This window comes from Pseudomonas sp. NGC7, assembly GCF_047159675.1.
Taxonomy (GTDB): domain Bacteria; phylum Pseudomonadota; class Gammaproteobacteria; order Pseudomonadales; family Pseudomonadaceae; genus Aquipseudomonas; species Aquipseudomonas kermanshahensis.
In genome coordinates this window covers 3,296,514-3,322,327 of record NZ_BAAFZY010000001.1, presented here as the reverse complement: position 1 = coordinate 3,322,327, position 25,814 = coordinate 3,296,514, and the positions used below count along the sequence as shown (strand labels likewise).

16 protein-coding genes are annotated in these 25,814 nt (G+C 58.9%); 12 read left to right on the top strand and 4 right to left on the bottom strand.

Annotated features, from left to right (window positions below; all coding sequences use genetic code 11):
• The first annotated feature begins 14 nt into the window (after nt 1–14).
• The 3 genes from ACMCNM_RS15065 (at nt 15) to ACMCNM_RS15055 (ending at nt 4,857) form a co-directional block, all read left to right on the top strand.
• Nucleotides 15–1,481, top strand: coding sequence for an efflux transporter outer membrane subunit (locus tag ACMCNM_RS15065; RefSeq protein WP_412764776.1), 1,467 nt, complete (start codon nt 15–17; stop codon nt 1,479–1,481).
• A gap of 55 nt (nt 1,482–1,536) precedes the next feature.
• Entirely contained in the window at nt 1,537–2,427 is an 891-nt protein-coding gene (locus ACMCNM_RS15060; protein ID WP_412764775.1) for a universal stress protein, read from the top strand.
• A 294-nt stretch (nt 2,428–2,721) separates the two neighbouring features.
• Entirely contained in the window at nt 2,722–4,857 is a 2,136-nt protein-coding gene (locus ACMCNM_RS15055) for a TonB-dependent siderophore receptor (protein ID WP_412764774.1), read from the top strand.
• A gap of 114 nt (nt 4,858–4,971) precedes the next feature.
• On the opposite strand, the gene ACMCNM_RS15050 is transcribed toward ACMCNM_RS15055, so the two are convergent.
• The 3 genes from ACMCNM_RS15050 to ACMCNM_RS15040 all read right to left on the bottom strand — a co-directional run bounded on the left by ACMCNM_RS15050 (nt 4,972) and on the right by ACMCNM_RS15040 (nt 6,942).
• Nucleotides 4,972–5,493: an acyloxyacyl hydrolase gene (locus ACMCNM_RS15050; RefSeq protein WP_027596791.1), complete on the bottom strand. Its 522-nt coding sequence runs from the start codon at nt 5,491–5,493 to the stop codon at nt 4,972–4,974.
• A gap of 201 nt (nt 5,494–5,694) precedes the next feature.
• Nucleotides 5,695–6,441: a phytanoyl-CoA dioxygenase family protein gene (locus tag ACMCNM_RS15045; protein ID WP_085273518.1), complete on the bottom strand. Its 747-nt coding sequence runs from the start codon at nt 6,439–6,441 to the stop codon at nt 5,695–5,697.
• Nucleotides 6,442–6,498: 57 nt separating this feature from the next.
• Complete coding sequence (locus tag ACMCNM_RS15040) at nt 6,499–6,942, bottom strand: hypothetical protein (RefSeq protein WP_099454046.1); 444 nt, start codon at nt 6,940–6,942, stop codon at nt 6,499–6,501.
• A gap of 432 nt (nt 6,943–7,374) precedes the next feature.
• Between ACMCNM_RS15040 and tssG the strand changes: the two genes are divergently transcribed.
• The 4 genes from tssG to tssK are packed head-to-tail and all read left to right on the top strand — an operon-like array spanning nt 7,375 to nt 11,095.
• Nucleotides 7,375–8,385, top strand: coding sequence for a type VI secretion system baseplate subunit TssG (gene tssG, locus ACMCNM_RS15035; protein WP_412764773.1), 1,011 nt, complete (start codon nt 7,375–7,377; stop codon nt 8,383–8,385).
• Entirely contained in the window at nt 8,382–8,951 is a 570-nt protein-coding gene (locus ACMCNM_RS15030; protein WP_412764772.1) for an FHA domain-containing protein, read from the top strand. Before tssG ends, ACMCNM_RS15030 begins: the two co-directional genes overlap by 4 nt.
• A complete protein-coding gene (gene tssJ / locus ACMCNM_RS15025; protein WP_412764771.1) occupies nt 8,948–9,730 on the top strand; it encodes a type VI secretion system lipoprotein TssJ in 783 nt (260 codons plus the stop codon). The genes ACMCNM_RS15030 and tssJ overlap by 4 nt, the downstream gene beginning before the upstream one ends.
• A gap of 30 nt (nt 9,731–9,760) precedes the next feature.
• Entirely contained in the window at nt 9,761–11,095 is a 1,335-nt protein-coding gene (gene tssK / locus ACMCNM_RS15020; RefSeq protein WP_412764770.1) for a type VI secretion system baseplate subunit TssK, read from the top strand.
• A gap of 66 nt (nt 11,096–11,161) precedes the next feature.
• Here tssK and tssM read toward each other — a convergent pair whose 3' ends face one another.
• Nucleotides 11,162–14,830, bottom strand: a complete 3,669-nt coding sequence (gene tssM / locus ACMCNM_RS15015; RefSeq protein WP_412765926.1) for a type VI secretion system membrane subunit TssM — start codon at nt 14,828–14,830, stop codon at nt 11,162–11,164.
• 286 nt (nt 14,831–15,116) lie between these two features.
• On the opposite strand from tssM, the gene tssF reads away from it, so the two are divergent.
• From tssF to ACMCNM_RS14990, 5 genes are all read left to right on the top strand, one after another.
• On the top strand, nt 15,117–16,880 hold the full coding sequence (gene tssF / locus ACMCNM_RS15010; protein ID WP_412764769.1) for a type VI secretion system baseplate subunit TssF: 1,764 nt from the start codon (nt 15,117–15,119) through the stop codon (nt 16,878–16,880).
• A gap of 16 nt (nt 16,881–16,896) precedes the next feature.
• Nucleotides 16,897–17,700 carry a type IVB secretion system protein IcmH/DotU gene (icmH, locus tag ACMCNM_RS15005; RefSeq protein WP_412764768.1) on the top strand — a complete coding sequence of 268 codons (804 nt, stop codon included), beginning with the start codon at nt 16,897–16,899 and terminating at the stop codon, nt 17,698–17,700.
• A 243-nt stretch (nt 17,701–17,943) separates the two neighbouring features.
• Entirely contained in the window at nt 17,944–20,685 is a 2,742-nt protein-coding gene (locus ACMCNM_RS15000) for a type VI secretion system Vgr family protein (RefSeq protein ID WP_412764767.1), read from the top strand.
• A complete protein-coding gene (locus tag ACMCNM_RS14995) occupies nt 20,682–25,235 on the top strand; it encodes a polymorphic toxin type 47 domain-containing protein (protein WP_412764766.1) in 4,554 nt (1,517 codons plus the stop codon). The genes ACMCNM_RS15000 and ACMCNM_RS14995 overlap by 4 nt, the downstream gene beginning before the upstream one ends.
• Nucleotides 25,117–25,668, top strand: coding sequence for a DUF6756 family protein (locus tag ACMCNM_RS14990; RefSeq protein WP_412764765.1), 552 nt, complete (start codon nt 25,117–25,119; stop codon nt 25,666–25,668). The genes ACMCNM_RS14995 and ACMCNM_RS14990 overlap by 119 nt, the downstream gene beginning before the upstream one ends.
• Nucleotides 25,669–25,814: the final 146 nt, after the last annotated feature.

Genomic DNA, 25,814 nt, shown 5'->3' with positions numbered 1-25,814 from the left:
TGCGAGACCCTCTGATGCCCCGATCCAGCCTTATCCTGTGCGCGGCGCTGTTGTGCGGCTGTTCGTTGGCCCCTGACTACCAGCGCCCGGACACCCCCGTCGCCACCCAGTACCCGCAAGGGCCGGCCTACGCCGGCGATGTGCAGAAGCACCCGGCCGTCGAGGACTGGCGCCAGGTGTTCCACGACCCGAGCCTGCGCCAACTGATCGACAGCGCCCTGGCCAATAACCGCGACCTGCGCAGCGCGGCGCTCAATGTCGAAGCCTACCGCGCCCAATACCGCATTCAGCGCGCCGAGCTGTTGCCAAAGGTCTCGGCCAATGGCCAGGGGCAACGCCAGTACCTGCCGCGGCGCATGACCGGTACCGACCAGGGCATGATCAGTTCCACCACTGCTGCGACGCTAGGCGTGAGTGCTTATGAGCTGGACCTGTTCGGTCGCCTGCGCAGCCTCAGTGACCAAGCGCTGTTGACTTACCTGGCCAGCGACCAGGCCCGGCGCAGCACTCAATTGAGCCTGGTGGCCAGTGTCGCCAGCGTTTACCTGACCTGGCGTGCCGACCAGGAACTGCTGACGCTGGCCAACGAAACCCTGGCCGCGGACGAGCGCAGCCTGCGCCTGACCGCCAACCAGCGCCGCGCCGGCACAGTGTCGGCCCTGGACCAGATCCAGGCGCGGACCAGTGTCGACAGTACCCGGGCGGCCGTCGCCCGTTACAAACGCCAAGTCGCCCAAGACCTCAACCAACTGACGGTACTGGTGGGCGCCCCTGTGGCCGACGGCCTCGGCGCCTTGCCGCTGGCCGACGAACAGATCGCCGGTTTGCAAGCCGGGCTGCCGTCAGACCTGCTGCAACGCCGCCCCGACATCCTCCAGGCCGAATACCAGCTGCGTGCGGCCAACGCCGATATTGGCGCCGCGCGTGCGGCGTTTTTCCCGAGCATCAGCCTGACCGCCAATGCCGGCAGTACCAGCCCGGCGCTCAGTGGGCTGTTCGATGCAGGGTCAGGGACCTGGCTGTTCCAGCCACAGATCAACCTGCCGATCTTCACCGCCGGCAGCCTGCGTGCCAGCCTGGACTATGCCCAGTTGCAGAAGGACATTCAGGTAGCGCAGTACGAAAAAGCAATCCAAAGCGCCTTTCAGGAAGTGGCGGATGGCTTGGCCGCGCGGGCGACTTACCAGCGGCAACTGCAGGCGCAACGCGACTTGGTGGCCTCCAACCAGCGTTACTACAACCTTGCTGAACACCGCTACCGGATCGGCGTGGACAGCAGCCTGACCTTTCTCGACGCGCAGCGCTCGTTGTTCAGTGCCCAGCAGGGGCTGATCAATGACCGCCTGGCGCAGTTGGTGGCAGAGGTGAATCTGTACGCGGCGTTGGGTGGCGGGTGGAAAGAGGCCGCTGACACCCAGGCTCCGTCTGCGGCAAGCGCAAGCGAAGCGGCGCCCAAGGGTGCCTACGTGGGTCTAGACTGAACAGGGCCAGATCACCAGGCATGAACCGGGGGGCTTCCACACGCGGAGGTGTGAGATGAGCCAGTTCAAGCGTTTGTTCGTCATGCTCGGCCCGCAGATGCGCCACACGCCTGCGCTGCAACGCGCAGCGGCATTGGCAGAGTCAAGCGGTGCGCTACTCGATATCAACGTGTTCGTCGACGATGTCGACACTTTCGGTTTGATGAGCGATGGCCGGGAGCGTGAACGGCTGCTCAGCGACAATCGCCAGTGGCTGGCCGATGAAGCCGAGCAGATGGCCGACGCCGGCCTGAATGTGTCCACCGAACTGCTGCTGACCCGCGACCCGTTGGCCAGCGTGCTCGAGCGTATCGAACGCTTGGGCTGCGACCTGCTGATCAAGGACGTGCAGCACGAACCGGTGCTCAAACGCTTGCTGGTGACACCGCTGGACTGGCAGTTGCTCAAGGACAGCCCGGTTGCCGTGCACCTGATCAGTGACATCCGCCTGCCCTTGCCCAAGCAGATCGCCGCCGCAGTGGACCTGAACAGCCATGGCGCCGGTGAACACCTCGATGAGCAGGTCATTCACAGCGCCCATGCGCTGGCGCTGCAGTGCAATGCCGAACTGCACCTGCTGCATGTGTGCGACGCGGCCAAGACCCACATCGCCGACTTCGGTGCCGGCACCGTCACCATGCCTGGCTTCGATGGCAGTGTGCGTACCGCACAGCGTTCAGCATTCAACCGCCTGGGCGACCATCACCAGGTGCCCTTGGAGCGCAGGCATTTCGTCGAGGGGCCAGCGATTCGTGCGATTGCCCAGTTCGTCAGCCATAGCCGGGTCGATGTGATCGTCATGGGCAGCCATCGCCACGACGCCATGCAGACCTTTTTGGGCGGTACCACGGCGCATGTGCTGGAGCATCCGCTGTGCAATGTGCTGGCGATCAAGGCGATGCATTGAGTATTCGGCGAACTATGTGCCCGATTCGTCATTAATCCGCAGCCCTGTAGGAGCAGCCTCGCGTCGCGAAAGGGCTGCGGAGCAGTCCCCGATTTCAGTGTCACCTACAGTATTGCTCGGGCCGCTGCGCGGCCCTTTCGCGACGCAAGGCCGCTCCTACAGGGGCCGGCGGTGAAGGTAGGCATTTGGCACGCGCGCTCCATTTAAAAAGAATGCATTTGATAATGATTCGTAGTAGTGTCGCGACGCTTTCTACCCCTCCCCCTAGCGCCCTACTCCAGGATCGTACCGTCGATGCGTCGCACGTTCGTTTCGCTTTGTGTGCTTCATGCTGTCTCCCCGTTGGCCTGGGCTGAGCCCGAATCGCCCAGCGACCCCGCCCGGATCGAACTCCAGGCCTTGAGTATCACCGGTACTGCCGACAGTGAACGCGCCGATGGCCCGGTCGTCGGCTACAAGGCCAGCCGTTCGGCAAGCGCCACGCGCACCGACACCGCCCTGCACGAAACCCCGCAATCGGTCAGCGTGGTCCCCAAGGACGTGCTCGAAGACACCGGCGCCACACGGCTGCAAGATGGCCTGGATTACGCCGGCGGCGTTGGCCGCGCCAACAACTTTGGCGGCCAGGGCTTGACCACGTTCACGGTGCGTGGCTTTACCACGGGCGAGTTCTACCGCAATGGCTTCCCGATCAACCGCGGCTACCCCAACGCCCCCGACGCCAACACCGTCGAACGCCTTGAAGTGATCCGCGGCCCAGCCACCAGCCTGTATGGGCGTGGCGACCCTGGTGGCACCTTCAACGTGGTCAGCAAGCAACCGCTGGCTGAACGCAAGGTCACCCTGGGCAGCCAGATCGACGACCAAGGCATGCACCGCGCCACCCTCGATGCCACCGGCCCGCTGAATGAGGACGGCTCGCTCGCTTACCGGTTGAACGTGCTTGGCGAAGGTGGCGAGAGCTTTCGCGATGATGTCGAGAGCGAGCGCTACGACGTGGCGCCCGTGGTCAGCTGGCAGGTCAACGACAGCACCAGAATCGTCTTCGAAGGCGACTTCATGCGCAACAACCACCCACTGGACCGCGGCCTGACCCGCTATGCCACCCAGACCGGCAGCGCCTCGCGCGACACCTATATCTGGGAGAAAGGCAGCGACAACGTGCTGCACAACGACAACAACATGGCCCAGGTGCGCTTCGAGCACCTGCTCAATGACAACTGGACGTTGGGGGGCGGGTTCCAGTTTCTCGATGGCTCGCTCAAGGGCAACGCGGTCGAAGCCAACGGCGCACCCGCTGACGGGCGTACCCTGCAGCGCAACTTCAACTACCGCAAACTGGAATGGACTGACCGTGACTGGCAGTTGAACCTTACCGGGCATTTCGACACCGGTGGTTTCAGCCACACCCTGCTGACCGGCATCGAGTACGAAAACTACGATTACAACTCGATCATCCAGCGTTCCTCGGCAGCCGTCGGCACCTACCCCATCGATATCTACGACCCGGTGCTCGGCCAGCCAAGGCCCGCGTTGACACGCACCACCACCTGGGACAAGGAAAACCTGCAGACCTGGGCCTTCTTCATTCAGGACCAGGTGGCGTTGACCGAGCGCCTCAAAGCGTTGGCCGGCATCCGCTTCGAGCGCTTCGAGCACGACTATGACGACAAGCTGGTCGACACCCGTGACTTCAGCAAGGGCGAGAACGGCGTCACCCCGCGCGTTGGCCTGATCTACGACCTGACCGACACGGTGGCGGTCTATGCCAACACGGCGCGGTCATTCAAGCCCAACAGTGGCGCCCCTGCGGGGGGCGGCAGCTTCGACCCGGAGAAGGGTAAATCCTACGAGCTGGGCGTGAAGTGGGAAGCGCTCGATCGCCAACTGAGCATCGATGCGGCGGTGTACCACATCGTCAAGGAAAACGTGCTGGCACGCGACCCCAACGACCCCACCGGGGTCTACAGCATCGCAGCAGGTGAGGTGCGCAGCCGCGGGCTGGACATCAACATTGCGGGCAACATCACCCCTGAGTGGCGCATGATCGGTGGCTACGCCTATGTCGATGCCGAAGTGACCAAGGACACCAGCTTGCCTACCGGCACCCACCTGGCCAACATCCCGCGCAACAGTTTCAGCCTGCTGAACACTTACGAATTCCAGGACGGCGCGGTCAAAGGCCTTGGATTGGGTGTTGGCCTGAAATACGTAGATGATCGCGCCGGCCAGACAGCCGTGACGACCTACACCATGGAGCGCTACAGCGTGGTTGACCTGCTCAGCTTCTACAAGGTCAATGAACACGTGCGGCTGAACCTCGATGTGAAGAACGTCTTCAACAAAGGGTATGACGAAGGGGCGTTCAACAACTACGTGTACCCGGGCGCACCGCGAACGGTGCAGGCCGGGGTTTCGTACACCTTCTAGCTGACTGTAGGAGCAGCCTTGGGCTGCGAAGAGGTCGGTACTGGCACTGCATATCTGTTGCCGGTACCGGCCTCTTCGCAGCGCAAGGCTGCTCCTACAAAAAGCGCATCAAACTCAGAACGCCTTGCTGTAGAACAACGCGTAAGACTCGATCCCGTCGTTAGGCTGTTTGATACCCGCGTTTGAGTAATGCATCGCGCGGATGCCGACCTTCTGCGCACCTGGCAGCTTCAGGCCGAAACCAATGCGGTCTTCGAAGTTGACCGCCGAACCCAGGCGCTGGTCGCCCACTTCAGTCTTGGAAAATGCCGCCAGGCCAATACCGGCCTCGATGTAGGGGGTATAGGTGAAACCGCTGAACTCGTAGGTGAATACCGGGCTGAACGACAACGAGTGCGCGCCGCTGGCGTCGCCGCCTTCCCAATAGGTGTAGGCCGCATCCCAGTAACCGGTCACATAACCGGTACTGCTTTCCAGCCATTTCTTGTCCCAGTCGAACGAAAGGCCGATACGGTAGGTCATGTCGCCTTGGCTGGTGGCGCCAACTGCAGCCGATACCTGCGCGGCCTGGGCCAGGTTGGCCCCCGCGAAGGCCAGCACTGCAGCGGCCAGCGAAGCAGCGAGACGGGTTTTCATCAATGACATCTCCTGATGGTCTACAACACGGGCAAAGTGGGGGCTTGAGCCCCTCGAGCTTATGCGGTGGCCGGTGCATCCAAACCGGTCACACCAAGTAATACTTCTCTGATTATTGTCCAGATAATCAGAAAGTTGAAAGCTGTTTGCCACCATTGGCTAATACCAGGGCGACCGCCTTATCACGGGCCCTGTCGCCATTCAGTCGTAGGCCGCCTCTTCATGCTCACCCAACAGCCGCCGCTGCCTCGGCGTCGCCTCCTGCAGCACCTGCGGGTTGAATTGCCAGTGCAAATACGGCGAAAACTTCTGCGCCACCATGCGCCGACCGTAATGCACCTGCAGCATGTCGCGCTCACGCGACTGCGTGCAATTGGCGCCGCCGCTGTGCCAGACATCACTGCGAAACACCAATGCATCCCCCGCCTTGCACAACACCGGATGCGCTTCACGCCCTTGCCACTCGGACTCGCCGGCCTCGGGTGGGCGTGCTGCCCGATGGCTACCAGGCACGATCCAGGTCGGCCCGATGCTGTGATCGATATCACTGAGGTACAGCTGCACGGTAAGGATCTGCATGGGCTGGGTAAAGGCACCTCGCTCGCTGATCCACGCGGGCAGTTGCATGGGCAGGTGATCAAGGTGCAGCGCCATGCCGGGGTAGCCGGGGTGGCTGCGCCAGGCGGTCTGGCCGATCACGTGGCAGTCCTCGCCGAGCGCGGCCTCGGCCAGGTTGATAAGCGGTGGCAGATCCAGAAAGGGCAACCACAGGGGGTTGCGGTTGAACACGCACTTGTAGTGTTCGAGCAGCCCTTGGTAATCCCAGTGAATGGGCTGCAAGTCATCGATGGCGCAGCGCAGCAAAGCGATACGCAGGGGTTCGAGCACACCGGGGATCAACACAAAACCCCGCTCGTCCAACATCTCCAGCTGAAGGTCCAGGCTCATGGCGGTGCGCTCCCATTCGGCAGGAGTACAGATGTACTCCTGCCCGGACTGTGCCATTCAACGCCAGTGCAGGTTCACCGTGACAGGCGCTTTGCCGTCGACGGCCACCTGCTGTTGTACCGTCTCACCTTGGGCGTTGCCGGTAACTTTGTAATGGCCCGGTGGCAACTGCACATAGAGCAGCGGGCCTACGTTGGTAACGCTCAGCACGGGCTGGCCCTGTGCACTCTGGATGTCGACTGTGGCGCCACTCTGGAACTCGCTTCCTGGGCCTGCCGAGAGTTCGACATGCAAGTCGTACCCTTTGGTCTTGCGCAGGGCATTGGCTTCATCCTGGCCAATACCGCCTTCCAGATAACGGATGCCGTTTTGCTCTTGCGGCTGCAGCTGGACAGCCTGCATGTCGATAGGCGCATTGAGGTCGGCAGCCGCCGCCAACGTCCAAGGCATGGCCAGGGTGAGCAGTAGCGCAGCACCAAGGGCATAGTGATGATTACGCATGGTAGAACCCTCCTTCTGAGGATGGTTTACCTATTATTACGCCCTCTAACGACACTCGTTTTCTTACTGACAGAGGGTCGTCCGGGCACGGGCAGCAAGTCGTCGCCTCAACGTGCGCATTTATATTTCATGGGCATATTGCACTCTTTATTCAAAAAAGGCTGGATCGGCAAACGACCAGCGAACACACATTTTCTTACACCCAAATACTCGACAGGAAACCATCACCCAGTACATCGTGAATTTCCGGAAGAATGCACTCTAGTGTTCGAGCTGTTTAGTTTCGACGAACGCGATAGCGAATTTTCCTACAAACTTTTAAAGATACACCGACCGAACATACCCCATCATCCAACAACATGACTTACATCAACACAGATCAAATAGCGCCACGACAGGCATAATCAAACACACTGGGATATGCAATACGCTATGGACAACCTCGATAAAGAAACACGTCGTGAACGAGCCGATATTGTTCTACGTAGCGCGCACCAGTACACCTACTTCCAATTACTGGAACTGATGCACCAGCTGCACGGGGACGATCTCGAACAACGCCCCCTGTCCCGGGAGGCTCGGCGCCGCTTGCGGCTGGAGGTTTCTCCCAGTTTATCGTTCCCGGTTGCCGACGTACTGCGCGCTGACCGCCTGGAGGACGATCGCTATCGGATTCAGGCCAGCTTCCTGGGGCTGCATGGCACAGATTCGCCGCTGCCCACCTACTATCTCGACGACATTGCCTACGAACACGCTCATGGCATCGGGCTGCGTCCGGCGTACTTCAACTTCTTCAACCATCGCCTGCACACCCTGTTGCATCAGGGCTGGCGCAAGTACCGCTACTACCGGCGCTTTCAACCGGGCGCAAAAGATGGCTTCTCTCGCTACATCTTTGCCCTCATCGGGCTGGATGACTCAGCGTTGCGAGGCGCCACACCGCTACCTTGGAGCCGGTTGCTCAGTTATGTGGGGATGATCGCCAGCCGCAGCCGATCACCGAGCATGGTGGCCGGCATGATCGCGCACTGCTTCGACCTGCAGCAGGTGGCCATCCGTGAATACGAAAAACGTACGGTGCCGATTCCCTTGCCCCAGCGCAATGGCCTAGGCACCCGCAATTGCCAACTTGATAACAACTTCTTGATCGGTGACAGCACCGAATCACGCAACAGCAAGTTCACCATCGTGATCGCTGGCCTGAATCAGCCGCAGTTTCGCGAATTTTTGCCCAGCGGCGGTAACTTCCAGAAGTTGAGCCACCTGGTGGACTTCCTGCTCCGCGATGTCGGTGCCTATGACCTGGAACTGCGCATGCGGGCGGAGGAAGCGCCGCCCTTCAGCTTGCGGGCTGAGCACGGCACCCACCTAGGATGGACCAGCTTCATCGCAGAGCCCAATGACCCTACGCCACCCCCTGTTCGCATCACGGTACGCGCATGAGCCCACCTGTTATCCAACCTAGTCTCACCCTCTCTATTCTTAACCCAGAACAGCTGCTGCATGGCAGTGAACCGCAACACCGATTCGACATCGCAGGCGGCACCATTGGCAGTCAGGGCACGTGGCAGCTACATGATCGCCAGACGCACATCCTGCCGGTGCACTGCGAAATTGCTTGGCATGAAGGCCACTTCTGCATCATCGACCACAGCGGCAAAAGCTTCATGAATGGCAGTGATACCGGGCTTCTCTCGGGAACATTCATCCGTTTAAGGCATAACGACAGACTGCACATCGGCACCTATCAGATCGCCATACGCCTGTTTAACGAAGACGCTGTGAGGCCAGAACACTGTGCAGCCAAAAACCCGCTTACTGCGCTGCTGACCACACAGCTTTGCCCGCTGCAAGCGCTAGGCACACCGGTGACCGACACTTTAAGGTTTCTTCAGCCTGTGACGACCGCACCGGTCGACGAACTTGACCCGCTGGCCTTATTGGACCGAGCTGCAGAAGCCCGGATTGATCCGGCCATCGCGCGCATCTTCGGCAAGGAGGCTCGATGAAAACGACCATTGGATGGTTGCTCATTGGCCTGGTACTCACTGGCTGCACGTCGATCAGCAGGATCTATCAAGTGGCAGTGAATCCAAACTTGCCTATCGGCGGCCCCAACAACGATATCAGCCACGTGGCACTGAGCCTCTATGCTGCTGATCTACCAGCACTTGCCACTTCGGCGCATGAGACGTCAGGCGCACCCGCACCGGCGCATGGCCATCCCGAACTATTAGCGGCTAGCCTCAGCGCCGAGGACGCCGTAGCGCTTACGGACAGGCTCAGTTCACTGGCCGAACAGCTGCACCAGAACTACCCCACTTCCGCGGACCATGAGCAGGCCATCAACGATGCGAAATCGCCCGCGCCATTGGCCAGTTACGCAGCGACAGGACCCGCGCTGCCCTCAGAACCCAGCAGCCCGCCCCAACGCCAAACACCGTCATCCATCGCGTTCAAAGTCCTGCAACTGCGGGACGATTCGTTGCTGCTGGATGCTAGCTATGAGCAAGTGGAGGAAGACCTGGCCAAAGCACTGGGCAGCACGCTAATCAGCGCTGACGACTACCGTCTGATGCCGGGCCATTTCAAATTCATCGAGCACGAAGAACTCAACGAACGCACTCGCTACATCGCCGTCATTGCGCGCCTGGGCGATAGCTCGCTGGGCAACTGGAAGGATGCCGTGCGTATCCAACCTCGCGGCTATAACCATACCGTACATGTCCACTTTGAAAACAATGGCGTTGAACTTCGGCACGACAGCGAATATCGCCGTGACCAGTGATTCCGCTACCCAACCAAGAGGAACATCTTCATGAGTTCACGCAACGCGGTATTGTGGAAAGAAGGGCTGTTCGTCAAACCCCAGCACTTTCAGCAAATGGCCTACGCCGCCGAATCGGCATTGCAACAACGCATTACCAGTTTGAACGATGCGTTCTACGGTTTCAGCGAGTTGGAACTGAACGCCGAGTACTTGAGCTTCGGTAAAATCGCGATCACCCGTGCACGTGGTGTAATGCCTGATGGCACGGTCTTCGATATTCCTGGCGACATGCCACCGCCTCCTCCGTTGGAAATCCCTCTGGATGCTGCCAACAAGGTCATCTTCCTCGCCCTACCTCTACATGCACCCGGCGCCCCCGAAGTGCGCTGGCCTGACAGTGACCATTCGGGCGGTCGCTTTATTGCCAAAGGTGTTCCGGTCATGGACAACCACGGCGGCAGCGGCGACTCGATGATCCTCGATGTCGCCATTCCGAACGTGCAGATCAGGCTGCAGGACGACAACAGCACCTACAGCTGCCTGGCATTAGCCAAAGTGCTAGACAAACGGCCCGATGGCAGTGTGATGCTGGACCCGCGTTTCTATCCCACGTGCATCTCGCTCAAGGCGGCACCGGCCCTGTTGGGCTTCCTTGAAGAGGCGACGGGGCTGATGCGCGAGCGCGCACGCAATCTCGCGCAGCGGATCTGCACACCCGGCCAGTCCGGTATCGCCGATATCACCGACTTTGCCCTGCTGCAAGTGATGAACCGGCTCCACCCCTATTTCCATCACCTGGCTCGTCGTCACAACGTGCACCCTGAGCAGTTGCACATCGCGTTAGGGCAGGCCTGTGGCGAGCTGGTGACCTTCACCGACGACGGTCGGCTGCCACTGGAGTACCCGGCTTACCAACATGATGACCTGGCCGAATCCTTCCACATGCTGGAGGAGACCCTGCGCCGTTCCCTTAGCACCATCCTCCAGCCCCGCGCCGTGTCGCTGCCGATCCAGGAGCAGCAATATGGCGTGCTCACGGCAACGCTGCATGAGCGCAAACTTCTGGAAGACGCCACCTTCATTCTGGCCGTACGGGCAGACCTACCGGGTGAGGATCTGCGCAAGAAGTTTCAGCAACAGGGCAAGGTTACTTCGATCGAGCAACTGCATCACTTCGTACAACTGCAGATGCCTGGCATGCCGCTGATTCCGCAGCTGGTAACGCCTCGCTTCCTGCCTCACCACTCCGGGTTCGTCTACTTCGAACTCGACCGGCAGCATGAATCGTGGCAGCAAATGAAGCAGGCAAGTGGCTTTGGGTTCCACATTGCTGGCGAGTTCCCGAACCTGGAAATGCAACTTTGGGCTATCAGGCCGGAGTAGACCCCGTAGGAAAAAATCCCGATCCAGGTCACTGGCATCGGGATTTTTGTTGTGGGCCGTGAAGCGCTACTGCTGCGCTACTTCACTGGCAATGTCATCTCGAAGCAAGCGCTGCGGTAGCGCGAAGCCCGCAAAGAGCTGGCGGGTGAAGGGGTTGTTCGCACCGGTAGCGTGGAACTTATAGCGGGCAAAATCGCCTGCAATCTTGAAGCTCAAATCCACGCTGGTTGGAGTGCGCGCATTGAGCCCACCTCGGCTGAGCAGACGATAAAGCGACCAGGGGCCGTGGTAACTCTGGCTGACCGTGGTACCAGTGGCCTGCACCAAGGTGACGCGACTACGCCCGCTCTCCCCGGCGGGCCCTGGCCAAGTCATGCCGATGGGCTCTTTACCTCTGTCCGCAAAGGCGTGCAACAGCCCATCAAGGCCGAATACGCTGCCCCGCAGCCCGCTGCTGATCGCCACAGGTTCAAGGCCAAAACTGACGTTCAGTTCGCCGCGGTTATCGAAAAAAGCGTTGCGAATGACTTCGGCCTGCTTAAGCTGCGCAATCACCTCGGGGCGCACCAGAAAGCCATCGCCGGCACTCGATTGCAGCGCATCGAGGTTGTCTTTGAGGAACACGGTGAGGTACTGATCCTCGAAGCGCTTCAGTTGGCCTTGGGGGCCAAAGAACGCCTCAAAATCCTTGAGCGACACATCCGGGCCGGCCGGGTCGATGGGATAGCGCGATGCCAAACGCTCCAGGTAGACGCTGTATACCTCGGCGCCCCAGCGCTGCTCCAGTTCCTGCAACGCCATGACCATCAGCACCTGCGAGGTTTGCTCAGCCAGTTGGCGTACCTGACGGTTCAGCGGCTCAGGTAGCCCTGTAGCAATGCGTTGCAGATTACGAATGGGGTCAGGGTCTTTTTCCGAGAAGCGGCTCAACGCTACCGCGAGCGCCGCCCTGCCCCGATTCGAGTTGTCCTGCACCGCCTTTGCATAATCGTAGACGGCGCTGATGGCCTGCAACGTTTCGTCGTAATAAGACGGTTTATCGCCCTGAACGTCGAGCATGCCGGACAGGCCGGCGAAGGAACGGTAGATACCCATCGCCTGGGCGTGCGCCTGCTGGGCGGGCTGCGATTGCTTTTCGCTGTCCGCCCCCTGCGGATAGATCATCGTGTTGCCACGCACCGTTTCCAGCAGTCGACGTATCGGCGCGGCGGGCCCTGTGACCTGCTCCAGCACACTCAACGCATGCGTGAGGTCGCTAAACTCGGTCACCGAGAACTGGTTCAGCACGCGCCGCCAACTGTCGATGTAGTCTGCGCTGTACAGGGCACGTAACCGCTCCGTCAGTGCTTGTCGGTCCACCTCTGAATAGTCGAGTTGTCGTCGCTCGCCCAGCACCCATTGATCAATCAGGGCAAGGTCGGTCGCATTTTGGCTGTGCTGATCGAAGTAGTCCCGAAAACCGCTCGCAGTCAACAAGGGTGCCAGAGACAGGTTGCCATCGACCCCCGCCTGGTGATCACGCTCGGCCAGTGGCACATACACGATATCGAATGCCGGGCCGATTTCGTTGCGCAAATCCAGCTCACCGTGCAGTTGCTCCTGCGCCTGCTGCCGCAGGCCAATATAGACCCGTTGGGCTAATGGCAGCTTGCGCAACTGCTGCTGTGCTTCGGCCACCATCTGCCGATACTCGGGCAGCTCAACGTCGGCATAAGCCAGTGCGTAGTTGAGGTGCCGCATCAATGCGGCCTGCAATTGCCCCTGCCCCGGATATGCCTTCTGCCATTCACGGGCCATCCACTGCTCTACCAGCTCCGGTCGGCGGTTATTGCGATCCTCGATCATACGGTAGATGCGCAATGCCGACAGTTGCTCATCACTCCCGGGGATAGACCGTTTGATGGTGGCCGCCACACCGCCTGCGATTGCCGGTAGAAAGCGCCTGGCCAGGGCATTCAGGTAAGCCTGGTCCACCTGTGGGCCAATGGCTTTGCCTTGGTACAGTCCCATGTCGGTGAACACGGTCCAGCCTGAACGGTAATCGCCATACAGGCTCACAGCTTCGCGGATGTCATTCAGGGGCATCAGCAGACTACGCCCGGTCAAATCGTCTTTTGCATCCATGCTCGTTTGAGTGAACGCGTTACTTTTCTCCAGTACATGCTCCGCCTTGTCGCGGTTAACGCTGTAGAAATGCAACCAGCCACCGGCCATGGCCAGCCCGCACAACCCCGCCGCCACTGCACCACCTTTCAACAGCTGCGTCTTGTACTGAACGACCTTCTGGTTGTCGCCCGCCAAGCCGGCCTCGGGATAGACCACCCGTTGCAAGAGCTGCTGGGCGAAGTACACCACCGAGGTGCCTTGCGGTTTGGTTGACAATGCCGGCGAAGCAAAGGCGAAGGCGCGGGCTGAAGCATCGGCAAAGAGGTTACGCACCTCGCCCCGCTGATAAACCGAAGAAAAGTACAGGCCCCGCACCAAGGCCGGTGTACTGTAGCGATCGCTGCCCAGGACATCGCCCAGAAAACTCAGCAACAGGTTTTGGGCGCCGCTCAATTCCCTGAGCAGTGAGTAAGCGCTCTTGCGGCCCGCACTTGGCGTTCCCATCGTCGCACTCATCATCCGATCGCCGAGTCGCCCAACGAAGTCCAAATAGGCGCTACCCAACTCCTCAAGCCAGGCATCGAAGTCCTTCACCGACGCCAAGGTGAAGGTGAAGCCCTGCACCTCTTCGCGCTCGCGTGCCGGTAGCTTGGCAAAGAGCTCGTCAAAGCCGTCCAGCAAGTCGAACTTGCTCATCACCACGTAGAGCGGTAACCGCGTACCCAGCTCCCCACCCAGCTCAGTCAAGCGAGCACGCAACACGAAGGCCAAGTCACGGCGCTCAGTTGCTGACCTTGCGAATAGGTTGACCATGTCCACCAGCAACACCACGCCGTTGAGCGGACGTCGGCTGCGGTTGTCTGCGAGCCAGCCGATCAGGTGCTGCCACATGCGTCGCTCGATGCCAGGTGGCAGACCGATGGGTTCTACATTCGGGCCTGCTGTTTCATCCACTTCAACCGTCTCGACCTCGCCTTCGGCGCCAATGGTCACAGGCTGCTTGATGGGATCAGCCACGACCACTGGCCGTTCAGGCTGACTGATGAACTCGCCTGGCGGATCGATCAACACGGCATCGTCGCCAACCCACCAATCGATGCCAAAAGCCAGGTCCGGGTCTGTCGTGGCCCGCTGGCTTGCGCTGCGCTCGGTACGCGTCAGTGCAAAGCGCTGATCCGAACGGCTGACAAAGCTGGACTTTCCTGCATTCTCTTCGCCAAGGATGAGATACCACGGCACATCGTAGAGATGCCCTCGCCCACCCTGGCTATCGCGCAAACGGGCCAGGCTGGTGTCGAGCAAACGTTGCTGGGCCTGGACATACGCCAAGCAGGGGTCTTCCACCTGCCGCGCCTGTCGTTGCTGTTCGCGCACGATCAAACAGTTACGCCGATGCACCTGCGCACTCCAGATCAGCAGTGGCAGGGCCATCAGCAGCACGGTTGCCGCAATGCGAACGGGTAGATCAGCCAGTGGCTGCCGCTCATGCCAACGCCATTCAGGCCCCAACCACCAAAGCCAGACCAGTGCTGCTGTAACACCAATGATTATGGCAACAACAACGACGGGCATTGCTTGGCGCTGCAACAACGACAAACCATGTAGGAAATAATCCTTTTTCAGTTTCATAGCGGTAAACCTTACCGACTGCATTTTCGAAGGTGGAGGCACTTGCGAGGTGCACACTTCGAAAGACAGTAACAGCACTGCAAAACACTGTTCAATGTTATTTATGGAGAAATACGCGTTAACAATTTTCTTGCAGACGACGGGCAACAACTTGAACTATGAAAAGTAGTACGCATTGCATCAGAACTTTCTAAGCCCGCAACTTGTAGGAAATTTCCCACGAATTGACTGGAATCTTTTCTCGCACCGACGAGAGCCACCCGATTAGAGTCAAAAAACGATAAACATGAAGTTTAAAGATTGGTTCATACAGGAAAAGCGGCACCTCCAACAATTGGGCGACGACTTTGTCGAGGACAACCCACGGCTGGCCCCTTTCCTCGGCCGCACGGCCTCGGGGGAGGATGTCGAACGCGTGATGGAGAACTTCGCGTTTCTCACCGCACGCCTGGTGATGAAGATTGAAGACCATCTGCCCGAGCTGACCCATCCGCTGCTGCAGCTGCTCTGTCCTAACGTCCTGCGGCCATTGCCCAGCGTCACGATGATGCAGTTCCAGCTCATCGACCACGCCTTGAGCGAGACCCAGGTGTTGCCCAAAGGCACACCGGTGTTTTCCCGCCCGCTCGAAGGCGTGAGTTGCGAATTCCGCACCTGTGCGGACCTGGCCATCGCCCCGTTAGAAATCCGTAACATCACAACATTGCGCAGTGCCGAAGCGCCTGTGGTGCGCATCGACCTGGGCGCCTTATCCGAACAACCGCTGGGGCGCATGAAGTGCGACCACCTGCGCTTTCACCTGGCGGGCGGGAGCCGTAATGCACTGACCTTGTACCAGTGGCTGTCGCAGCATCTGGACAAGCTGTACCTGCACATCAACCAGTACCGCTTCACGCTGCCGCCCACTGTTGCCTTCGTCGGCTTCGAGAAGGAGGAATCACTGTTGCCCAGCGCCGGCGAACACCTGGACGGCTATCGCGTTCTGCAAGAGTTTCTCTGGTTCCCCGAGCGTTTCTACGGCTTCTGTATCGAAGGGCTTTCAGCCTACTGGCCCGACGAGGCCGCAGCGCACATCCAACTGGAATTTCGCTTCAATGCCCCTCTTCCGCCTGATCTGCTGATCGACCAGACGACGATCCTGCTCAACTGCATCCCCGCCATCAACCTGTTTTCCTGCTCGGCGCAACCCATGCCGCTGAATGGGCAGGCGCTGCGTGAGACCATTCAAACGGCGCGGCGTGACGGCGCGCAAGATGAGATCTTCTGCATTGATCGTGTCAGCAGCCAGCGCCAGAAAACCCGGGAGCATCTGCGGGAGTTCAAACCCTACGATTCCCTCGACCCCAGTTTTCCACTAGCTGAGGCGCAGCCCACGCCTTACTACAAGCTGGATCTCGAACAGAACCCGATCACTGAAAAGGTGGAGCACCGCTTACGCCTGGTGCATCGCAACCTTACGCCTTACCTGGCTCAGCAAGAGGCACTGAGCATCGAGCTGACCTGTACCAACGGCGCCCTGGCGCAGCAGTTGGAGGTGGGCCACATCGATGTCACGACGCAAGATACACCCTCATTCGTCACCTACTGCAACCTGTCACGGCCCAGCCGCACATACCCGCCGTTACTGCAGAGCGGTGGTCAGGGTGAGCGACACTGGGCGCTGATTTCCAACCTCACCTTGAACAATCTGTCGCTCTCCTCGCCGTCAGCATTCGCCTCGGTACTGCGGGCCTACGACTTCGTGGCCGTGCACGACCTGCAACAACAACGCCTAACTACGCAGCGGCTGGATGCCATCAAGCAGGTGGACAGCGAACCGTATGACTGGTTGAACAAGGGCCAGCCCGTGCGCGGCCGGCGCACCACGCTGCACATCGATCCTGCCGGCTTTGCGTGCGAGGGGGAACTGCAGCTGTTCGGTAATGTGCTTTCCCACTTCATGGCGTTGTACGCCAGCAGCAATTCCTTTCATCAACTGCAGGTCGTCAATACGGCGAATGCAACCCACCAGCTTTGGCCTGCCCAGACCGGGCGGCAGCCGGTGATGTGACCAGGAGGTCCACCTTATGGCCGTTACTCCCGCCCAAGCCTATGACCATGGCCAGAAGTCCGCGCGCAAATCGCCGCCCCTCAGCGAGCTATTCCCGCAGGTCGATGCGCTAGGGTTTGAAACCCGTTCGAACACCAAGAACCCGATCCTCGACATCGCCTCGCCACTGCTTGGTCTGGTCATTCGCCTGGAAGGGACCGAACACTATGATCACGTCGAGCAACTGTTCGCCTACGTGAAGAACCAGATTCACGTGATGGTCGAAGAAGTGCGTCATCTCGAACACTGTGACGAAGGCGATCGCGTGGTCTTTTCCTATTGCATTTGCTGCGTGGTCGATGAGGCCGTGATGGCCACTCCCTGGGGGCGAGACTCCCCTTGGAAAGCACAGTCGCTGCTTAGCGCCATTCACCAGGAAACCTGGGGCGGCGAGAAGTTTTTCAGCGTGCTCGACCGCCTGCTGGAAGCGCCCGAAGGGCGCTACGACCTGTTTGTCTTCCTGTTCTGGTGCCTGGCGCTGGGCTATCGGGGCAAGTACGCCAACCAAACCAATGGTGACGATGAACTGGAAGCCTGGATCCAGCGCATCCATGACAAGCTCGTTGAGCTACGCGGGACCGAGCGCGATTCAGAACCCCTTACCGAGCCGCTGAAGAATGTTGCACCTCGTCACTACCGGATAAATCGACAGCTGCCGTGGTGGACACCCTGGGCAGTGATGGGGGTGTTCTGTACGGGCACCTATCTGTACTTCACGACAAAGCTCAACGCCATCACTCAACAAGTTCTGGTATCACTGCAGACGATGCTTCAGCCATAAGTTCTTCAATACCGCGCTGACTTGACTCAACAGTCACTGTGCCTGCGAGCAAAGCGAATACCGATTTGACTCGAAATAACACACAGGCCGTATTTAGCGAAACTTCCTACAACTTTTTAGGAAGCTATTACGGCGACGAGGAATGGATTCCCCGTTACGGTCTTTGGGTGCACTTACGCCGCGCATTCTATAACGCGCCCGGCCTCGTGAACCTGCCCGATGGAATAAACCGCAGGAGCCCGTATGAGTAACTTGAATGATGTGCGTTTTACTTTCTGCACCCCCGCCGATGAGGCAATCAATTTCGACGTGGTGTCGTTCGAACTGACTGAGGCCGTGAGCGAGCTGTATCGGCTGGACATCGAACTGGTCAGCTTTGCCAACGACGCGGACTTCGCCACCCTTCTAGACCAACCCGCCGTGCTGACCATCTGGCAGCAGCAGGAAGCCGTGCGCCATGTCCACGGCCTGATCAGCAGTTTCGAACAAGGCAAAACCGGTCACCGCCGCACCCGCTACCGCGCCGTGATCGAGCCGCAACTCGCCCGCGCAAGCCTGCAGTCCGATTGGCGTATTTTCCAGCACCGCCCGATCCCGCAGCTGTTAGAGGAACTGTTCCGCGAACGCCAATGGGGCACGCTGACGCAGTACTTGATCAACCCACACCAGAGCCGCGAGTACTGCGTCCAGGCCGGTGACCTGGACCTGAACTTCTTCTGGCGCCTGTCGGCCGAAGAAGGCTTGATCTGCACCTTCGAGCACAGCGAAGCCAACCACGTGGTGATCCAGACGGATCACATCAGCAATTTCGGTAGCCTGGAAGGCGAGCCGGTGTTGTATGTCGCCAACCGAGGCGGCATGGAGCAGCAACCCTGCCTGCGCCACTTCGCCTACCGCGAACAGGTACGCACCAGCAGCCAAGTCCAGCGCGACTACACCTTTACCCACCCACGCTACAACCATGAGCACACCATGTTCCCTCAGGACATGGGCAATCAAAGCAACGACTACGAACGCTACGACTACCCTGGCCGCTACAAGCACGACAACGCCGGCAAGCCGTTCACCCAGACCAAAGTCAATGCCCTGTTTGGCGATGCTCGCGTGGCCGAAGTCGAAGGCGATGATGCTCGCCTGCAACCGGGCGTCGCGTTCCAGTTGGCCGGCCACGCCCGCGAGGACATGAACATCCTCTGGCGCCCCCTGCGCATCACGCACAAGGGCCGCCAGTTTGCGGCACTGGAAGAGGATGCTGCCGAAGCCGAAGTTGGCACGTCCTACACGCTCACCGCCACCCTCATACCTGCGCAAGTCGAATGGCACGCCCCTGCCCGCCCCAAACCGGTAATCGAAGGCCCGCAGATGGCCAAGGTAGTCGGGCCACCCGGTGAGGAAATCTATTGTGACGAGCACGGCCGTGTGCGCGTGCAATTCCCCTGGGACCGTCTCGGCCAGGACGATGATAAAAGCTCATGCTGGGTGCGGGTCACTCAAGCCTGGGCCGGCGCCACCTGGGGCCACATGGCCATTCCCCGTATCGGCCAGGAAGTGGTGGTCAGTTTCCTCAACGGCGACCCCGATCAGCCGATGATCACCGGGCGCAGTTATCACATCGTCAACCGCCCGCCGTACCGCCTGCCCGAGTTCAAGGCACTCAGCCCGATCCGCAGCAAGGAGCACCACGGCAAACGCCACAACGAACTGCGCTTGGACGACACCACCGGGCAGATCAGCGCGGCGTTGATGAGTGACCACGACCACTCGGCGCTGAACCTCGGTTACCTCACCCATCCTCGCCACGTTGGCGGCAAGCCACGTGGGCAAGGCTTCGAGCTGCGCACCGATACCCACGGTGTGGTGCGTGCGGGTGGCGGCCTGCTGCTGACCACCGAGATGCGTGCTCGCGCCAGTGAACACCATACGGACCTCGCCGAAACCGCCGAGCGCCTGAAGGTCGCACAGGAGTACCACACCACCTTTGCCAGTGAAGCCCGCGATCACCTGGCCCAGGAAGGCGGCGATCAGGATGAAGTGGGTGATGCCCTCAAGGCCCAGCACGATGCCATTCGCGGCAGCGGTGGCAACCCTGAAGCCAACCGCTTCCCAGAGCTGGCTGACCCGCAACTGGTGATCGCCAGCCCAGCGGGGATCGCCACCACAACCCCTGAGTCGACCCATATCGCCAGCGGCGAGCACCTGGGTCTGAGCACAGGCGGCCACACCAGCTTGGCCATCGGCAAGCGCCTGTTGATCAGTGCCAGTCGGGGCGTGCGGCAGTTCGTACAGAGCATGGGCTGGCGACTAGTCGCGGCCTCCGGCGACATCGACCTGAAAGCGCTCAAGGACAACATCAACCTCCTAGCCAAGCTCAAGGTCAGCGTCACCGCCGAACGGATCACCCTCAGTGCCAAGGAGGAACTGGTGATTCAAGCCGGCGGCAGCAGTACGACCTACAACGCGGGCGGGATCCTGCACGCCACAGCCGGCGAGTACACGGCTCATGCCACCGACTTCATCTACAAAGGCTCGAAAAGCGAAGCAGCAGCGTTTCCCGAAGAGCCCAAAGCAGGCAAGGGCAATCTGGAGCTGTTTCAGCACTATGCCAGCCGCCACGCCTACGAGATGGCGGACTACCGCGTCGAAGATGCACTCGGCAGGGTGTTTACAGGAAAGCTGGACAGCGAAGGCTTCGCCAGCGTGGCAGGGCTCGCCTCCGGACCGGCCAAGGTGACGCTGGGCAAGGACCCGACTGACACCTGGTCGCCAGCGAGTGAAATCAAAGAAGCCAGCGAAACCGCCTCGAGCTCAACAACCGCTGAGCTTGCAACCAAGGCAGTTGAGCAGGTTGCAACAGCGATTCTCTCGAACGCTGCCGCACTCAACTCCTCAGGCGCCGATGGACTGCTCAGTCAATCCCTGAAGAACCCCGTCACTGACGAGCTGAAAACCTCGGCCACCGCCACCTTGGGGAAAACAAGACTATGACTACGGCACCAGCTGCACGTCCGCACGAAACGGCCGTCGCCCCTATCAGAGAGATTCCCCCGGAAGACATAGAAGAGGGAGCAAATACTGTCGACCTCTGGCTAAGGCAACTCAGCGAAAACAGACTGACCCTCGCTGATCTGAAAACCGTCGCAGAGTTCATCCCTATCGCCAACAACATCATGGCGGCGGTAGACGCCGTTGGCGACATTATCGTACTCACAGAAAGCAAGGACAAAAACGTACTCGACTGGGTCAGCCTCGGGATAAATCTGATTGGAATAATCCCAATTCCACCCACAATGGCCTTTGCGAGAAAAAGCCTCAGACCTGCCCTGCACCTGGTCAAACAGCAGGTCAAGGCCAACCCCAAAGCAGCACTCGGTGAAGCACTGATTACCGTACTAACCGGGCACCTCAACGCGACAATCCTCGGCGAACTGGAAAATTTCGTCATGCATGCTCAAGCCGCATTGTCTGAGCTACTTGCGGAATGCGGGAAAAGAGGCAAGGCAATCATGCTTACGATTGCCAGCGGCGTTGACGACTTCCTGAAGGGGCAGCTGAAGCACAAGCCAGCCGCAAAAGGCGAGGACCTTTCCTTACTGGAGCAGCTTGCAAAGCATGCAACGCTACCCATTGAAGTGGCTACCGTTGCCACTCTCAACCAGTTATCCCAGTTCATACCTCACTACATTAAAGCCATTGGCTTCAAGTACGTTGGACTACTCAGACAACTGGCTACCGAGGTTGAGCAAAGCCTCAAGAACCTCGGTAATGCAAACACCGAGCATAGCATTGCCTATCTGTTGACCATGCTGGCCAAGGCCGCTCAACGCAAGCGCACCCACCTCAACAGCAGCGTTCCGCCAACTGGAATCAGACAAGCCAAAGGTGTTAGCCGCCAACATGAGCTGGGTGCGGTCAACAGACAGCCTGGTCCGAGGAATGAGCCAAAACCCGCGAAGAACGGCACATGCCCTTGCACGGGAAAAAGCATCACGTTTGCAAAGGGCTCGGAACAGCTTATTCATACCGACTTTACTCTCCCTGGGCCGTTTCCAGTTTCGTGGGTGCGCAACTACCGATCCAGTCAGTCTGCGCTCGATAGCGGCCCACTGGGTGCACGGTGGATATCCCCCTTCACCGTGCACTTTGAAATCATCGATGACACCCTTTGCTATCAGGCTGCTGACGGCCGTTCGCATAACTATCCGCTGCCCAAAGTCGGCAAATTCCACCATGACCCCATTGAGGAAGTTGTACTCGTTCGTACCGGCGAGCGAACACTGTCGCTGGCCTATGGGCATCGGGTTGAAGAGCGATATGAGCGCATCGGCAACGTCTTCCGTCTTATCGCAATACGCCACCGTGGCGGCGCTAGAGTCGCCCTGCATTACGAGCACTTTCATGATGGTACTCATGTCCTGTCGGACCTACTGACCTATCAGAACGACCAGGTCCATCAGCACATCCATACCCGTCTTGATCCAAGCGGACGCATTGCCAGCCTATGGCTGATGAGCGACGGCGAATCGCTACGGCAATTGGCCGAATATGACTACAGCGCAGACGGTGATCTCGTATCCGCACGGGATGAGCATGGCAGACAGTGGGGCTACACCTATCAACACCACCTGATCACTCGATACACCGACCGTACTGGGCGGGCCATGAACCTGGAATGGCTCGGCGAGGGGGCTGACGCCAAAGCCATTCACGAGTGGGCAGACGATGGCAGCCACGAAGTACGACTTGAGTGGGACAAGAACATCCGTCTCACCTACGTGACGGATGCGCTTGGCAACGAAACCAAGCACTACTACAACCTCCAAGGCTACACCTACCGCATCGTCCATCCCGACGGCAACGAGGAGTGGTTCTTCCGCGACGATGCGATGAATGTGGTCCAACACGTACATCGCGACGGCAGTATCGACCACTATGCCTACGATGAGCGCAGCAACCTGCTGCAGCACACCCGACCGGACGGCACATCGATCCATCACGCCTACGATGATCTCGACCAGCGCTTCAAAACACGAGATCCAGAGGGTGGGCTATGGCGCTATGACTACGATCAGCGCGGCAACATCATCGAAGCCATCGACCCGCTGGAGAACAAGACCCAGTACACCTACAACAGCGACAATCTGCCCATCGCCATTATCGATGCCAACGGCGGCGAGAAGAAGCTGGCGTACAACGGCGACGGACAGCTGGCCAGCTACACGGACTGCTCGGGCAAGACCACACAGTGGAAGTACGACACGTTCGGGCAACTGGTCAAGCTCACCAACGCTGCCGGCGAGGTAACCGAATATCACTATGAAGCGGGCAACCTGAGCCGTGTGGTATATCCCGACAAGACTCAGGATCGCTTCGACTATGACGCCGAAGGCCGACTGCTCAGCTTCACTGACCCGCTGAATCGGCGTACCCGCTGGGACTACAACGAGGCCGGCCTACTCCATCAACGCCACAACGCCAACGACACCACCCTCACCTACCACTGGGACAAGCTCGGCCAACTCGTACGCCTGCGCAACGAGAACAACAGCGAGGCCAGTTTCAAGTACGACCCCGTAGGCCGCCTGATCAAGGAGACCGGCTTCGACAAGCAGGTCACCGACTACCTCTACGACAACAGCAGCGACCTTCCCACCCGCCGCCTCGACGGTGACCGCATCACTCAATTCGAGTACGACCCCATGGGTCGGCTGGTCGAAAGCAACGCGGGCCAACGCGGTGGCAAAGAATGGGAGACCGAAAGCTTCGCTTACGACGGCAATGGCAGGTTACTGCTCGCCGAGAACAAGGACTGCAAGCTGCAGTGGTTCTACGACCTGGCGGGCAACAACAACCGCGAGCATCAGCACTTCAAGTACATGAAGCAGCCGAAGGTCGCCGTGTTCACCCACGAGTACGACGCACTCAACCTGCGGATTGCCACCACACGGCCTGATGGCCATCGCGTCAGCTGGCTCACCTATGGCAGCGGTCACTTGCTCGGCCTCAAGTTCGATGATCGTGAACTGATCAGCTACCAGCGTGACGACTTGCACCGCGAGATTGGCCGTGAACAAGGCAATGGCCTGATTCAGCGTCAAGCCTGGAGCCCCAATGGTCAGTTGCTTGAGCAAACCGTGGCACCGCATAGCGCCACCAAGCGCATTGCGGCTCGCAACTATCGATACGACGAAAGCGGCGAGCTTACCCACGTCAAAGACCTGAACCGGGGCGACACGTACTACCGTTACGACCCGGTGGGCCGACTGCTCGAAGCCACTCACAACTACAACAAGGAGACTTTTGCCTTCGATCCGGCGAGCAACCTACTGGACCCCGACGCGCCACCGGGACCGAACCCGCACTCACCGCGCAGAATCAACGACAACGTGCTGCGCAGCTACTGCGGCACGCAGTACCGCTACGACGAGCGCGGCAACCTGGCCGAGCGGATCGCGAATGGCAAAAAGGGTCGGTTTGTATGGGACCTCTATAACCGTCTACGGCGCTATGAAGACGACCGGCTGAGTGTTGATTTCGCCTACGACGCACTGGGTCGTCGCCTCTACAAACACTCACGTTCCAAGTACCGGGACCGCCCCCAAGCAGGGCCTGTGTGGAACGAAAATGCGCGTCGGCAGCGGGACGAAGAGCTGGGGTGTGGCTTTACGTGGTTCACGTGGGATGGCGATACGCCTGCCACGGAGTGTCGTGATCGAGAGGAACGGGGTGGGAGTACCACTCACTACGTGTTCGAGCCGGGGACGTTCATTCCAGTGGCGCAGGCGGTGATCAACACCAGCTTGGATCTGCTGCCGCAACCGACGTATGGCGACCACTACGATATTGATCGGGATCCGGTATGGCTGCATAAGCCGACACGCAGACCTATTGATGCCTTCGCTTGGTACCAGTGTGATCAGCTGGGGACGCCGATGGAGCTTACCGATGGAGATGGGGAGATTGCTTGGAGCGGGAAACACAGGGCTTGGGGATTAGCTAAAGAGGCACAAAGCGACAAGGCGAAATGGGCGAATACTAGTAATCCATTGCGCTTTCAGGGGCAGTATTTCGACATCGAGACAGATCTGCATTACAACAGGAATCGGTACTACAGCCCACACATTGGACGATATATCAGCAAGGATCCGATCGGATTTGCAGGCGGCTTAAATATATATGTTTACGCACCAAGCCCGACGCAGTGGCTTGACCCATTAGGCCTTGCTAAGCTAAGCCATGCTGGTGATTTCGACATCGCAAGACGCCAAGCGTTTCGTAATGCAGGCATGGACGACCCAGATAAAATATCGTTCTCAAAATTTGATGAAAACACTGGCACTGCAGTAGAGTTCAAAGGAGCAGGCGGGAGTAAGATTGCATATGACGCTCCCCATGAAGACATGGACCCAAAGAGCGGCCATGACAAGCCCCATATTGGCTGGCAAACGGCAGGAAAACGAAATAAATGTGGATGTGGTGATAGAGGGAATATTACATACACTGGCCCTCAGCACCCCCATCGCTCTGATAAAAAGTGAGGAAGAAATGAATACGAATAATTTATCTTTAGTGGACGAGCTATCTCTAGCCTTTAGCAAGCAAGATCTGCCATACAAAGAGCCCGAAAATAAAGATACAATATTATCGAAAATTAAATCAACATTCGTCAAAGGCAACCCAAGAGCCTGGTGGTTATCATTTTCAAAAACACCAATAATTCAGGTTTTTGATGATAACTCTGGACACCTGCACTTAAGTGAACTAGCCCCAACCAACACGAAGGATATCTGGCTCATAGTCGACGAAGACAACGAGAGCAAATTAATTTATAGCGCACCGCTAGAAAAGGTGCCAAATATACTTGAAGACTGCAGATACTTCGAATACTACATAGTCAACAAAGAGCTAACATGGATTCTCGCCGAGAATGACCATGGCGACTTACTATTTAGCGAAAAACTTGATAAATAACCAGCCAATGACGGCGAAAACCTAAAAATTACGCAAGTTAACACATTGTTCTTTTAAAATCCACTACGACATTTACATCAGGTCGAGAGTCGAACGGACATCCGCAGCCACAATCATGTCCTCAAGGCGCTCGACCCAGCCAGTTG

Bases quoted from the DNA above. Each gene is read 5' to 3' on its own strand.
- ACMCNM_RS15065 (WP_412764776.1), top strand. From the start codon at position 15: ATGCCCCGATCCAGCCTTATCCTGTGCGCGGCGCTGTTGTGCGGCTGT.
- ACMCNM_RS15060 (WP_412764775.1), top strand. From the start codon at position 1,537: ATGAGCCAGTTCAAGCGTTTGTTCGTCATGCTCGGCCCGCAGATGCGC.
- ACMCNM_RS15055 (WP_412764774.1), top strand. From the start codon at position 2,722: ATGCGTCGCACGTTCGTTTCGCTTTGTGTGCTTCATGCTGTCTCCCCG.
- ACMCNM_RS15050 (WP_027596791.1), bottom strand. From the start codon at position 5,493: ATGAAAACCCGTCTCGCTGCTTCGCTGGCCGCTGCAGTGCTGGCCTTC.
- ACMCNM_RS15045 (WP_085273518.1), bottom strand. From the start codon at position 6,441: ATGAGCCTGGACCTTCAGCTGGAGATGTTGGACGAGCGGGGTTTTGTG.
- ACMCNM_RS15040 (WP_099454046.1), bottom strand. From the start codon at position 6,942: ATGCGTAATCATCACTATGCCCTTGGTGCTGCGCTACTGCTCACCCTG.
- tssG (WP_412764773.1), top strand. From the start codon at position 7,375: ATGGACAACCTCGATAAAGAAACACGTCGTGAACGAGCCGATATTGTT.
- ACMCNM_RS15030 (WP_412764772.1), top strand. From the start codon at position 8,382: ATGAGCCCACCTGTTATCCAACCTAGTCTCACCCTCTCTATTCTTAAC.
- tssJ (WP_412764771.1), top strand. From the start codon at position 8,948: ATGAAAACGACCATTGGATGGTTGCTCATTGGCCTGGTACTCACTGGC.
- tssK (WP_412764770.1), top strand. From the start codon at position 9,761: ATGAGTTCACGCAACGCGGTATTGTGGAAAGAAGGGCTGTTCGTCAAA.
- tssM (WP_412765926.1), bottom strand. From the start codon at position 14,830: ATGAAACTGAAAAAGGATTATTTCCTACATGGTTTGTCGTTGTTGCAG.
- tssF (WP_412764769.1), top strand. From the start codon at position 15,117: ATGAAGTTTAAAGATTGGTTCATACAGGAAAAGCGGCACCTCCAACAA.
- icmH (WP_412764768.1), top strand. From the start codon at position 16,897: ATGGCCGTTACTCCCGCCCAAGCCTATGACCATGGCCAGAAGTCCGCG.
- ACMCNM_RS15000 (WP_412764767.1), top strand. From the start codon at position 17,944: ATGAGTAACTTGAATGATGTGCGTTTTACTTTCTGCACCCCCGCCGAT.
- ACMCNM_RS14995 (WP_412764766.1), top strand. From the start codon at position 20,682: ATGACTACGGCACCAGCTGCACGTCCGCACGAAACGGCCGTCGCCCCT.
- ACMCNM_RS14990 (WP_412764765.1), top strand. From the start codon at position 25,117: ATGACAAGCCCCATATTGGCTGGCAAACGGCAGGAAAACGAAATAAAT.